We start from the raw sequence: 12,652 nt of genomic DNA on the forward strand, positions 1-12,652 counted from the left end.
TATGGAACGGCTGCTTGAGCTTGAAACCCTGATTGGTCGAAATCAAGAATGTTTTTACAAAATCGGCCAAGCCTTGAAAGAAATTCGTGAGAATCGTTTGTACAAGCAGGCTCTGTTTGAGTCATTTGAGGCATATACCAGGGCACGGTGGGATATGGGCAAAGCCCATGCTTACCGGCTGATTCGAGCCTATGAAGTAATTTACAACCTGTCTCCAATTGGAGACAAACTGCCGGCCAACGAATCCCAGATCCGCCCCCTTACTCAAATGGATTCCATAGAACAACGCCGTATCTGGAGGGCGATTATAAACAGTGGCATGGAACTGACCGCACGAAATATCAAAAAATTTATTGAGGACCAGAAAACGGCTCCGGTAAGTAAACCGGATCTGACAGATCGAATTACCCATGAATACATGGCTGTTGTAAAGGCAATGCTTGAACAGGTCCGTGTGGCTCAGCATGATCATTGGCAGAAGACCTCCCGCCAGGCAGCATTGTTGTGGCATCGGGTCATATACGAAAAGATTGTATCAAAGGGGGCAGATAATGGATGACCTGACTATTGATGACCGCTTTCATTTACTGCTGCACAAAAAAATCATGAATAAAACCGGATCTACCAAGAGACGGTCCAAAAAATATTACAAGGACCAGTACAAGAAAACCGGAATTATCCCGGCGCCCCTTTTACTGGTTGAAAAAGGAATTATGGAAGGCCGTAAGTGCAGCGGACGGCCCAGAGCAATAGATGAGCAAACCAAAAGACGGTTTATTGAGATGGTCAAGGCGTCATGCGACCCCTCATCCCAGGGATTCATTTTTATCACCCGGAAAGCCAGAACCATTAAAAATTATCATCACTGGCTTGAACAAGAGCTGGGCAGAACCATCAGTCTTCCGGCACTTCGGCGATGTGTCAAAAGGGAAAATCTCAAATTTTACCTGGAAAAAGAGGATAAGCAGGATCAGGTCCCGGTAATGCATGCCTTCAAGTCGGTGCCGGTATTTGCTTTGATCCAGGTTGACGGCTGTAAATTTCAATATTTAAGGATCAGAGATGAACACGGTAACTGGCAAAAACCACAGGTAATTGAAATATTTGATACCGCTTCCAGGAAAATGTTTATTCTGGACTTTTATTTTACCGAAAGCAGCCTGAACTCTGTGGATCTTTTTACCCGTTTTTTGTTGAGTACCCCTTTGCCTTTGCAAAAAATTGGTATCAGACCTGACCAGGCAAAAGGATTTTTAAATCTAAAACGCCCCATCAATGCCATTAACCTGAAGCATTCTACACCGCAAGGCTTCTATTTGGCACCGGATTTTTCAAAGGCGTATTCACCCAAAGATAAGGCACATCTAGAATCTTCACACCGGAGCCTGCACAATTTTGAAATACGTATTATCAAAGCCTTTGAGGACAGGATTGTGAAAACCGTTACCGAATATGACTTCAAGCGGGGAAGAAAGGAAAAAATTACTGTAACCCTTCTTGATATAAGCCTTCAGGAACTAAGGAGCAGCACTATGCTCAGCGAATATCGTAACGAACATAATCATACACAACATTATTTTACCGAAGACGGGGTGGTCAGTGCCTGGGTGCCGGCACAGAAATTTGATGATTTTTTATCAAACCAGGCAGATACCCTGAATTTTACCCCGGACCAGGTTCAGGAATATATGAAATACGGCTACAGGAAAATCAAAGCCACCGTATCCAAAACCAGGACCATCCGCCATGACAAGCGCGATTATTATGTGACCCGTGGTGCAGATAAGTTCAGCAAACATAAAAGCACACCGGTGAAAATATCCAAATACAAGGACAAGCTTTTTATTTTTGAGCAGGGTGAAGACGGTATACTGTTGGGCGAAGCCATTGCAAAAAAGCCGTTTGACAGACCGCCGGCACCAGAACCTTCGCCTGTGCCGCCTGATGAACTTGACACCATTATCGCTCTTTTAGAAAAGCACAATATGGCCGTTGACCGGCCTGTTTTAGTCGACGTTTTTCATAAGGGCCTCACCCTGGCCCGGGCGGAACAAGTGCTTGATCATAATCAATCAAGGTACGCGGATTACACAAAAAAGATAAACCAGCCGGATGACCGTAAAAATCAGGCCCTGTTCAATGCATTTATGCTTGATTGCCAAAAATCGTTAAATACGAACCATGTAGCCATTTATGCATCCCATGGAGACATAACATGAAAGAGGATTTTATCAGTGATAAACGAAGGGTCTCATACTTGGCTGCCACTTATAACCGGATCTACAGAGGCCAAAGCGTGCTCATGGAGGGTGATTTTGGTGCAGGAAAAACTCGGTTTTTAAAATTGCTGCATCCCAAAAAGCTCCATGCTGTATGGGTTGAGTCTCTGTTCAACATACATGAAACCCTGGCCGCGATACTTAAGGAATTAAATTATGAGGCCACCGCCACCTACCGCCGAACTCCCCAGTACCTGAAAATGATCTGTAATCTCTCCAATTGTTTTATCATTATAGATGAGGCCAATGACTTGGACACCCGGGTTTGGCCATATCTTAAACGGATTATTGATGCCGGGGTTCCCATCGTATTTGCAGGACTTCCGAATGTGAGAACTTATTTGAGCCGGAACCATCCTGATATACTCAGCCGGTTGAAAACCCTGATTTTGTATCCCATAGAGGTCGAGGACTTCATTGAAAAATACAAAGATATCCAGCAGGAAGCCGTTGAACAGATTTATATGTCCGTTAAGGGCGATATGCGCAAATTTAAAGAAATCTGTACAGACTGCCGGGACAGGGCAAAGGAGTTAAACCACCAATTTGTTGATATTAATCTTGCCCTGGAATTTATATCAGATCTCCCTCCTCAATAATCCTTACCACAACTTATCTGCATTAACAGGCCATCCTTGGTATAATCCGAGGTTGGCCTGCCTGTATTTTATCCTCATATGTTTTGACGCCGATTTCTGTTTGATTCATTTTTGAAAAACGCCAAACCACAGATCATTATTGAATTTTTCTTACGCCGTTACATTATTTTGTAACTCTGCTTTTATTGGTGTTTCGCTACAACAAGTTTAAATCAAAAACAAATTTGACATTTTTGTTAGAATCTTAAATCCATAATACCGTTACATTATTTGAATCTCATCAATCCTCATCTTCAAAGCGGATAGCCCGGCTTTCCCGATACGGCATTCAAAAACCGAATAGTTGACACGGACACCATATCCCCTGAGCAGCTTAACAAGGGTATTGCGTCTTTTGTTGCTGCTGATGTCATAGGCGACCACCACAAGCTGTTTTGAGGATGGTGTATGCATTTTGTATCCGTGAAATAAATATTTAAATGATTGATGGTATCCACTGTTATTTCTATACGGAGTGAATTGTCTTTTTTTAAAAAAATTTAAAAGGCGGGTGAAATATACAGCCTAAGCAAATAATATTTCAGGGGGGACAGGATAAAAAGGAGTTGAACAGCCTTAGGAATGAGTCCGAAATAATTGAACCTGGGAGCGCGGGCGTCCCGCCCGCATCTTTATAATACTTGCGGCCATGCGGGCGGGACGCCCGCGCTCCCGGATATAGCAAAATGGGCAAATTATTTAAGCCCCGTTTTTTAATTGAAAAGCTTTGTTCAGCCTTTCGTGACCTGCGCAAACAGGGCTGTTGAGGAATGCACCTATCGGCACCCCGGGCAAGGACGTTATCTACAACTGCTGAGATAGACAGTCTTGAACCACACGGGTTTCATCCTCTCTAATCGAGGCAATCTTTCTAATAGGGCTGGAGCATTGTTCAAAAAAATGCAGTCATTTATTGTCTTAATCCTCTCTAATCGAGGCAATCTTTCTAATATGGTCGTTATGGCAAGGGACGGAGACCTCAAAATGCGTCTTAATCCTCTCTAATCGAGGCAATCTTTCTAATAATCCATCTAGTTCGAAAGATTACTCACTTGGTGGATGTCTTAATCCTCTCTAATCGAGGCAATCTTTCTAATAAGAAGAAGAAATGATCGGCGTTTCATCTTTAGGAAACAGTCTTAATCCTCTCTAATCGAGGCAATCTTTCTAATAGGGGGCATGAGAATGCGCCTTTCACGAACTACCAAACACAGTCTTAATCCTCTCTAATCGAGGCAATCTTTCTAATTGAGTATTTAATCACCGCTGACATTAACTGGTTAAACTCGATGATCCAGTTTTTTTGAGGGAAGACCAGGTAATCAGTATTGAAAAATGCAAAGGCTGGTCAAGTCGATGCTATAATACCAATTTTCCAAACTGATATCTCACTCATCGGTTGGCCAGCCTTCAATGAGCAGAGTAAAATAAATGTTATTTGAATACAATAGTTCAATTGCAGTATAACACCTCATTTATGAAAATAAGGAATGAGGCGGATGTGTTAATAAATAAGCTGTTGCCGTTTGTTGAAAAGTATACTGATTCACTGAATACTGAATTAACACAGTCATCCCCAGGAATGACCTTAAGCAAATCACAAAAATTCTGGCTGGGTTTCTGCATCACTGGAATCATCTTGACCAGCAGCATCAATTGGGCTGCTTTTTCACGTATCAGTGTGGGATTGTATAAAACTACAGCTCTTTCCTGGATGTTTCGCCATTCTAAAATTGCTTGGGAGCATCTGTTTCATCTCAGCCTTAAAATTATTTTCAAAGTATATGGCATTACCAAAGGTGTTGTCAGTATTGATGATTCCGATAAAAAGCGTAGTAAATGCACAACAAAAATTTTTGGAGTCCACAAAATAAAAGACAAATCAACGGGTGGTTTTTGCATGGGGCAAGGCTTAGTATTTTTGGTGTTGATAACACCAAAACTCAGCTTTCCAATTGGCTACGCCTTTCATATTCCTGATCCAAAAATCAGCGAATGGACCAAGGAGGATAAAAGATTAAAAAAGGCTGGCGTACCAAAATCAGAACGCCCAAAAAAACCGGTGCGCTCAGAAGAATATCCTACCATTCCAATGATTGCCAAGGCTCTTTTAAAAATATTTGTAGAGAAACACCCGGAAATAAAAATAGAAGCGATTGTTGCAGATGCCTTATATGGGAATGCTGAGTTCATGGATGAAGCGTCTAAAATTGCAGGAAACGCCCAAGTTATCAGCCAAATAAGGTACAATCAAAATATTTTACTCAAGAGCGATAAAAAATCAGTTGAAACATATTTTAAAAATATTCAACCAATTCAAAAGACCATACATGTACGTGGAGGTAAAGAGGTTGTTGTACTCATTAAAAGTGCCAGAATACATGTGTGTGCTCATAAGAAAAAAAGATTTGTCATTGCAATAAAATACATTGGAGAAAAGGACTATCGGTATCTTGCCGCTTCGGATCTGACCTGGCGATATCCTGATATCATAGACGCATTTACACTCAGATGGTTAGTAGAGGTTTTTATTCAAGACCATAAGACGAATGAAGGCTGGGGAAATTTGACCAAACAACCTGATGAAGACGGGTCTTACAGAAGTTTGACCCTGAGTCTGTTGGTTGATCATTGTCTCCTGCTTCATCCTGACCAGGTGGCCTCGATAAATAACAAACTGCACGCAAGAACTGTTGGCAGCCTATGTGACACCGTCAAAGTTGACTGCATCTTATCCTTTGTCGAACAAATCATTCATAGTGATGACCCAGAATCCCATTTCAAGCAGATCTCGGTATTTTTAAAAGAGCATTTTGTAAAGGCAAACGATTCTCAAAAGCACATGAATCTAAATTCTTGGGGGAATTATCAATCCGCCCCATCATTAAAATACAAAGCATTCTGTTAGCATGGGGATAATAACTGCCAGCGAGGTCTCATGTCAATTTTTAAAAACTGGATCATCGAGTTAAACACTGTCTTAATCCTCTCTAATCGAGGCAATCTTTCTAATGACCCATCTTACCAGCAAGAAATTCAGCGATGCATATCGTCTTAATCCTCTCTAATCGAGGCAATCTTTCTAATATTGGCAGGATCGGAGACTTGAAATACAAATATACAAAAATGTCTTAATCCTCTCTAATCGAGGCAATCTTTCTAATTTACAGTTACACCTCCACCACCCAAATATCTCTATGCTTGTCTTAATCCTCTCTAATCGAGGCAATCTTTCTAATGTTGTGGGCTTTCGGCCCATGTCCGTTATTGCGGTTAAGTCTTAATCCTCTCTAATCGAGGCAATCTTTCTAATAGTTTAATATTGTTATATAAAAATATTTTTAAAGATCCTGTAAATTTATAACCTGTTGAAGATTGGTGCATATTAACATCCGGCAAAAAGTTCGTCAATCGGTGTTTGACAAGGCTTAAGTTTTTGTGTTTTTAGCCTCGTTTTCTTGTTATCTATTTGATTTTACGGTAAAAAATATAATTCTAAATGTTCGCCAACTGCTTTCTGATTCTGCCTGATTTGGCCATTTTCGAAAATCGACTATTTTCCAAAATTTTAACCATTTGATATTATAAGATTTTACAAATCACCCAAAAGCAAATATTCGCCAACTCCTGTGACCTTGAAAAGGAAACAGCAGTTGGCGAACTTTTTAACCAGGCCGGTTTTTGTCACAAATGCGATATTATAATTTAATATCAATAGGTTAACGTAAAAACAATCTCGAAGAAAAAGTTCGCCAATTGATACGGGGAAACTGCCCACCTCTTATCCCCAGGCTCAATACTAATTTATCCCACATTTTCAGTATGTTAAATTTTTTTCCACGCCGTATCCTGTTACCGGGACTGAATCTCAAGACTAAGGATAATCCTGCAAACAAATTGTCAAAAAACAAAGGGGCTACCGGTTTAAGCCAGTGCACACCCGATAGTATCCTCCCCATGGTCAATAACCTCCCCAAGGTCAGACTGCATTTTCATGAATTTATGCGATGTGCAATTTTTTCCAATCCTCTGAAATCATTGATTCTGATTTTTCAGCATCCGTAATACCGAAAAAATAACTCATTGAAATTACAGAAACCAGATATTAAAAGTTGCATATGACGTGAATTTGTATTCGTTCATGTTGGCGCATTCAAACGCGGATTTCTGGACCCGGGTTCCGTATCCTTTCAGGATTTTCACTACCCTGTACCGGAACCGGTTGTCAACAATATCAAAGCAGACCAGGAAAAACATTTAATGACCAAGCCCCTTGCCGAGTTTATCAAGAATATAACAGCCGTTCCCATCTTTATGCAGAAAGATTCGTCTTGCATCACTATCTGCCCATGCGTCTATTTCATGGGTTGACGGGGCCATGGACGATCCCGCAAGCTGCTTGAAATCCAGTGATTTTAGATTGTGTTTTTTATCAAGTAAGTATCTGTTTAACTGATCAATTCGTTCATTTATTTGCTTGCACCGGTCCGGTTCAATGCCGTCAGCACTTTTTAGAAATGCTTTTCCGTATTTTATTTTTTTCGGTTTGGGAGAAGGCCAGATCCTTTTAGGGTATAATTGGTCTCTGGCCTCAACCCACAATAATTCTCCCCAGGGCGATAACGACGTTTCACCGTCAATGGAAAGCATCAGCGTTTCCGGTATATCCTTCGGTACAGGGCCCGGGATCTCCATGGCAAGATTACGGAAAAATTCAAGATGGTCTGCCACAACACCTACAGCATCCATTTTTACCGGCAGCCGTGGGATCCGCATAAGTTCTGAAGATGATTGAAATATGTAGACTGTTTCATCTGCGTAAAAATTGGCAATGCTTTGGAGAAAACCCTGCACCCCCTTAAAGCCCCCGGTGAGATTGAATATGATTTTATATCCGGATCTGGAGTAATCCGGCAGATCCTTGTGAAATTTTTTCACAAGGTCGGACAGAGCCAGCTGAAAGGCCATCATGTCCTCGGTTTGGAGGTCCGGCTGCCGGAGGACATAAATATCCATTGCCGGATCTCGATTTTTAAGCCACGTTTCTACAAGTTTAGCTGTCTGTTCGCCAAGCCAGGTATCAGTGCTGAGCAGTAAATGATAATCATTTGCCTTCGGAAAAATACCGCCGTATATCTTCATGATACCGTTGAGTTCAGCCGACATCTCTGCAGCCAGCGTATCCTCGGTATCTTTAATTTTGTTTGAGACGGCGTGAATTATTGAGGATAATATGTCCCTATAAATTTTAGGGATATCTTCCTGTTTTTTTTCATTGGCATACTTACGGATCAGATTCGCTTGTTCCTTGTCCTTTACATGGTTGGTTAAAAAACTTGTTCCGCAGGGAGATAGAATGTATTTTCGTTTATCCATGTCGCAGTGCTCCTTTCTATAGAACATAACATTCTGATGCTTCTATTTTAAACTTCAGAAACAAATTTCATGTCCGGATTAAACGGCACTGTTAAGAAAGTTGTTTTCATAAGTTTTTTATATGCCTTCCTGCCGGGTCGATTCATAGGTTGTTATTTTTTCCATCAGTTCCTGGTATCTTTTTTCCAGAACTTGCTTGAATTCATGGCTCTTAAAAGGCGTTTTCAGGATACATCCATCTTTATTCTTTTTTATGGTGACCCCACCATGATTGATATCGTTTCGATACTCGGACAGACTAGCGTAAGCGCTGAGTAACCCTGTTTTTTTAATAAAATTTTGAATATACGTTGCATCATCAGGATACTTTTTTGAAGGTTTTATCCACTTTTTTTTTATTATCCTATTCCCCAGAATTGTAAAAGATTGGGAAACAAGCGCTCTCATATCCTTATCTCTATAATCCCCAAGGTTAAGCGGGCCGGTGTAGTTTCGTTTTAATGCTGTCTGTACCCAGGTGATTGTGTTTTCCTGCAACAGGGTTACCCCCTGCTGGATCATACCGTGATCAATGCACCATTGAACACCTGCAAAACCGTTTTCAACACTATTTTCTTTAAAGCCTGCCAGTTTACCGCTGATTTTATCCAGAATGTTTCTTAGTGGGGCTTTTTGTTCATACTGTTTAATATTTTTTATTTGCTCTTTTAAATTCTGGATGTCGGTGCCTTCAATTATTTCTTTTCCCCTGACAGTTTGGAAATCGGCTGGAATTTTTTTTAGTTGATTGTTAAATTTTTTTAGCGCTGCGGCTTTAGGATCCTGGCCTCGTGTTTCTTTCAAAACGGGTTTAATCTCTTCTGAAATTGCCTGTTCAATTTTGCCGGTAATGCCGTAGTTGATAAAATTGTCAGCCCCCATAACCCAGTCCTGCAAAATATGAAAAGAAGTCAGGTTCAGAATCGGTGCATTCCTTTCTTCTATTGGAATGTTTTCTATTTCATAGCCTGGCCCCAACTTTTCAAAAGCCCCGTAATAAATTCCTCCAACGCTGATTTCTTTGGTCACTTTCAGATAATTGACCAGTACCAGACCAAGCATGGGCAGGGAACGAAATCCGTGGGTAATGTCAAGGTGGATTTCATCCCCTTCATTGATTTCCCCAATGATCAGATCAAACAGTTGCCATATCTGAGATTCATTGTAACCCATGGGAATATCTTTTATGGGTTCTATGGAAAGAGAAAGTCCTAATTGCGACAGGTGATGGTCAAGGCCGTATACGCGCTTTCCTTTGATATCGTTTTCCTGCCAGTTGCGTGTCTCCGCCTCGGGTGTCAGAAAAATCAGGGCACGGTCATCTTTCCCCCAAGCTGAACAATGCCTTTTCAGCAAGGCTTCCTGAACGAATCGTACGTTTTTAACAGCATCTGATTCATTATCGTTAAAATAATAATTGCAGTATTTATAATTATTGGTTCCAAGAAAACTGATAAATATTTTTCCCATGCCTGTTTTCCTCTTTTTGTTAGAAACTGTTACGTCATTTTTTCAATTTTCTCATCAATGGCCATGAGAAGCAGTTCTTTTTCCTCCTCCTCCAACTCCAGTTCCTCTATGGCCGGACGAAAATCTTTCACAGCCGGATGAGCCTGATCATAATTTTCGATAAAATCATTCAATTGGTCAGCGTCTTTTCCTTCAAGAAAATCTTTCGCGCTTGGAGCAAACTGCCATACCCAGGCCTCTGGCGGCATTTTTTTAAGCTCATTTTCAAATCGCATGCAGATGTTGAAAATTTTTTGAATATCTGAATTGCTTGTTTTAATTGGTTCTAAATCAAAGGCGCTTTTGTGCTGATCATAAATGTTTTTTACCTGCTTTAAATTTTTTAATGAACCTTGTTCCAGCTTGTTCCGCATTACCATCCCAGGGCAATATTTTTTTAATAACGGCTCAAGAGCTTTTGAATAGTTAATCTGGTTTGCTTTTTTGCGAAACGCATCCTGGAGAATCGGAGCGGCCGAGTTTCCTTTTTCTTTATATACATCCAACAGCTGATCATCTGACATATCCGAAATATCTGCAGCAACTTCCTCATCCGCAGGAAGATACTCAAACAGACCGTAACCAGCCCGAGTTTTGGCGCCAAATCCGTTTTGGACGCCTGCTTCAACAATTATCTTTTTGGCGAGCTCGGCCCATATACCAGGACCGCGTACAGCAAACAGAAACCGTTGCCCGGGCTTGATGGTTGCAAAAGGAAATGGCACCGGGTTATCCATCCCATCCGGCCAGTTGTCCAGGGCATGCTTATCGTCGGCCTGATACCAGGATCGGTTATGAGCACTAATGATATCCTCAGCAAAAGGCGTTCGGGTATCCGGTATCCACCAGGCGTCCAGGAAATCAACCGCACCGGCAAATTGATTTCCCTGTTCATTGGCACCTCCGAACATCACAAGACTATATGCGCCGGAATATGACTCCGGGCTAAAGGATTTGCTCCAATTTTGGTCTGCGGCTTCATGGGCAAATGTGGAGACAACGCCTTTAACTGCAGATCCCGGGATAACCGGTGTGGCCCAGGGCGGCTGGAATGTCATACCAAACTCATGAACGTTCTGATCCCCTTTACCCACAATCAGCGGACTTATATTGCGCATCTCAAACAGGATTACATCCTGCTGGCCGGATAGAAATGCGCGCCAATTGTTTAATGCCAGCCTGTAAAGCTGCCGACATCCTTCGGTATACCCTGACTCCAGACCCAGCAAAGCATCCTTTTTCGCTTTGGTTTCCTTAAGTCGTGGTTCATCAATTTTTTTGCAAAGCCGGTTAAACATCAAAGACTTATTGTCAAACTGTCCCTGGGGTATGCCGTAGCCTGCTTCACTAATCCGACGAACATCTTCACGGATTGCCGGGATCATTGTTATTCCTCCTGTGAAATCAATGTGTCAGCCAATCGCTTATGCCAGTTTAACAGCAGCAGTACCTGACGGGTGTGTATCATGTAGCTGGATAAGGAAACCGTTCGGATATGGTCCGGCAGGTCGGTTGTGCCTGCCGGAATGCAGCCAAGGTTAATCAGTTCGGTGCGTAGATGATCAAGCAAGGTGTGGTGGTGAACCTCGCTATCCCTTTGCCCCCGGGCTTTCATGAATGCCAGTGCTTGCATAAGTCCTAAATTTCGCACAAGACTTCCTGCTTTTTTACAAATGGTCTTATACTTTCCCGCCTGCTGGTCTTCCACCATGGCCTGAACCGTCTGGAAGACCTCATTAGAATATCGCTGGTCATTGGTCTGCATATTAATCCTCCATGCCGGAAAAACTGATGGTAATCAAGCCACGTCCTGTAGTTGCACTACCACCAACCTGTGTATGGATGGGGCTTGCGCAGAAACAATCAAGCAAATCCTGGTCCGTGCTGGGCGCGTCTTCATTTGTTTTGGGAAGCTTAGGGGGGCAAGCATAAATGGCACCTGCAAAAAATGTTTCAGCAGGGACATATTCTTCGTACCAAAGGGCGCCAGTCTTGACAATTCCATTTTCGCCAATGGCATTATGTGCGGCCACAGGAAGTCCGGTTTCACACAGAAATGCCATGACATCATCGTCAACCACGGCAAATCGTTTCTTAAAAGATGACTGTGCCTCCTGATCTTCTGGGTAAAACAACGTTGCAAGCAAACCAGCCCAGGCAGTTGCCTTATCCTGCTCCGCTCCGGCCACGGTTAAATCTAAATCTTCCAGCAGAATCTGTGCGGCATCATTATGATTGGGCGGCGTCAGCACGCTTTCAGACGCTATGGCCACCTGATAGCTTTCATGAATTCTACTTAACGAAGGTATGGAGGGCAGGTTGCTATTCTCAGTCTGCCCAAGGAGCTGACGGCAAATACCAAGTGCCGTGGGGCAAGTCATGTATGCAAACGTGCCAAACCATGACCGAACCGGAAGGCAGACCAGCCGGGCATCAGAAAAGCTTAAAGCGCTGGCGTAATCACTGGCATTTTCAGGGTCAGGTCCAAAGGCAGCCCGGAAGTTAGTGCTGCCGTCATCGAACCTGTCCCTGAGTACACCTTTCAAGGATGATCCGGGAATAAAGGGGAATCCGGTGACAGACTCTTTTGCTGTTGGCAGATCAATATCAGAAAGGCCCTGCCCGATGCCGCAATGCAGTCCAGATCGTGTAAGAATGGTGTATATTCTTTGTTTCATAACTCCCCATTCGCTTATTTTGAAATCAGAAAAGCCAATTTATAATCATGGGGAGTCATTATTTGCCTAAAAAAAGACAATCCTGAATAATTTTAGTTTTTAATTCTTATATGGTTTGTTTTTTGCATATAAA

General features: G+C 42.2%; 11 protein-coding genes and 2 CRISPR repeat arrays. Of the genes, 4 read left to right on the plus strand and 7 right to left on the minus strand.

The features are described from left to right. The first annotated feature begins 1 nt into the window (after nucleotide 1). Genes EYB58_RS09670 through EYB58_RS09680 form a run of 3 tightly spaced genes read left to right on the plus strand, consistent with a single transcriptional unit; the run spans nucleotide 2 to nucleotide 2,878 of the window. Nucleotides 2-559, plus strand: a complete 558-nt coding sequence (locus EYB58_RS09670) for a DNA methylase (protein WP_111953191.1) — start codon at nucleotides 2-4, stop codon at nucleotides 557-559. Next, entirely contained in the window at nucleotides 552-2,219 is a 1,668-nt protein-coding gene (locus tag EYB58_RS09675) for an integrase (RefSeq protein WP_111953193.1), read from the plus strand. The genes EYB58_RS09670 and EYB58_RS09675 overlap by 8 nt, the downstream gene beginning before the upstream one ends. Continuing rightward, complete coding sequence (locus EYB58_RS09680; RefSeq protein WP_131071983.1) at nucleotides 2,216-2,878, plus strand: AAA family ATPase; 663 nt, start codon at nucleotides 2,216-2,218, stop codon at nucleotides 2,876-2,878. The genes EYB58_RS09675 and EYB58_RS09680 overlap by 4 nt, the downstream gene beginning before the upstream one ends. A 261-nt stretch (nucleotides 2,879-3,139) precedes the next feature. Here the strand turns inward: EYB58_RS09680 and cas2 (EYB58_RS09685) are convergent, their stop codons facing one another. Further along, on the minus strand, nucleotides 3,140-3,331 hold the full coding sequence (gene cas2, locus EYB58_RS09685; protein ID WP_111960867.1) for a CRISPR-associated endonuclease Cas2: 192 nt from the start codon (nucleotides 3,329-3,331) through the stop codon (nucleotides 3,140-3,142). Nucleotides 3,332-3,757: 426 nt separating this feature from the next. Further along, a CRISPR array of direct repeats spans nucleotides 3,758-4,167; the repeat unit is 37 nt; unit sequence GTCTTAATCCTCTCTAATCGAGGCAATCTTTCTAATA. Between the two features lie 227 nt (nucleotides 4,168-4,394). On the opposite strand from cas2 (EYB58_RS09685), the gene EYB58_RS09690 reads away from it, so the two are divergent. Continuing rightward, nucleotides 4,395-5,825 carry a transposase gene (locus tag EYB58_RS09690; protein ID WP_170299865.1) on the plus strand — a complete coding sequence of 477 codons (1,431 nt, stop codon included), beginning with the start codon at nucleotides 4,395-4,397 and terminating at the stop codon, nucleotides 5,823-5,825. Nucleotides 5,826-5,894: 69 nt separating this feature from the next. Continuing rightward, a CRISPR array of direct repeats spans nucleotides 5,895-6,230; the repeat unit is 36 nt; unit sequence GTCTTAATCCTCTCTAATCGAGGCAATCTTTCTAAT. A 776-nt stretch (nucleotides 6,231-7,006) separates the two neighbouring features. Here the strand turns inward: EYB58_RS09690 and cas2 (EYB58_RS09695) are convergent. The 6 genes from cas2 (EYB58_RS09695) to cmr4 all read right to left on the minus strand — a co-directional run bounded on the left by cas2 (EYB58_RS09695) (nucleotide 7,007) and on the right by cmr4 (nucleotide 12,519). Then, nucleotides 7,007-7,174, minus strand: a complete 168-nt coding sequence (cas2, locus tag EYB58_RS09695) for a CRISPR-associated endonuclease Cas2 (RefSeq protein ID WP_242637608.1) — start codon at nucleotides 7,172-7,174, stop codon at nucleotides 7,007-7,009. Further along, nucleotides 7,175-8,293 carry a hypothetical protein gene (locus tag EYB58_RS09700; protein WP_111955846.1) on the minus strand — a complete coding sequence of 373 codons (1,119 nt, stop codon included), beginning with the start codon at nucleotides 8,291-8,293 and terminating at the stop codon, nucleotides 7,175-7,177. It lies immediately after the preceding gene. A gap of 117 nt (nucleotides 8,294-8,410) precedes the next feature. Then, nucleotides 8,411-9,802: a TIGR02221 family CRISPR-associated protein gene (gene csx2 / locus EYB58_RS09705; protein ID WP_111955844.1), complete on the minus strand. Its 1,392-nt coding sequence runs from the start codon at nucleotides 9,800-9,802 to the stop codon at nucleotides 8,411-8,413. 29 nt (nucleotides 9,803-9,831) lie between these two features. Then, nucleotides 9,832-11,226, minus strand: a complete 1,395-nt coding sequence (gene cmr6 / locus EYB58_RS09710; RefSeq protein WP_111955842.1) for a type III-B CRISPR module RAMP protein Cmr6 — start codon at nucleotides 11,224-11,226, stop codon at nucleotides 9,832-9,834. Between the two features lie 2 nt (nucleotides 11,227-11,228). After that, nucleotides 11,229-11,606: a type III-B CRISPR module-associated protein Cmr5 gene (cmr5, locus tag EYB58_RS09715; protein ID WP_111955840.1), complete on the minus strand. Its 378-nt coding sequence runs from the start codon at nucleotides 11,604-11,606 to the stop codon at nucleotides 11,229-11,231. Nucleotide 11,607: 1 nt separating this feature from the next. Beyond that, complete coding sequence (gene cmr4, locus EYB58_RS09720; protein WP_111955838.1) at nucleotides 11,608-12,519, minus strand: type III-B CRISPR module RAMP protein Cmr4; 912 nt, start codon at nucleotides 12,517-12,519, stop codon at nucleotides 11,608-11,610. Between the last annotated feature and the right edge of the window lie 133 nt (nucleotides 12,520-12,652).

The organism is Desulfobacter hydrogenophilus, assembly GCF_004319545.1.
Taxonomy (GTDB): domain Bacteria; phylum Desulfobacterota; class Desulfobacteria; order Desulfobacterales; family Desulfobacteraceae; genus Desulfobacter; species Desulfobacter hydrogenophilus.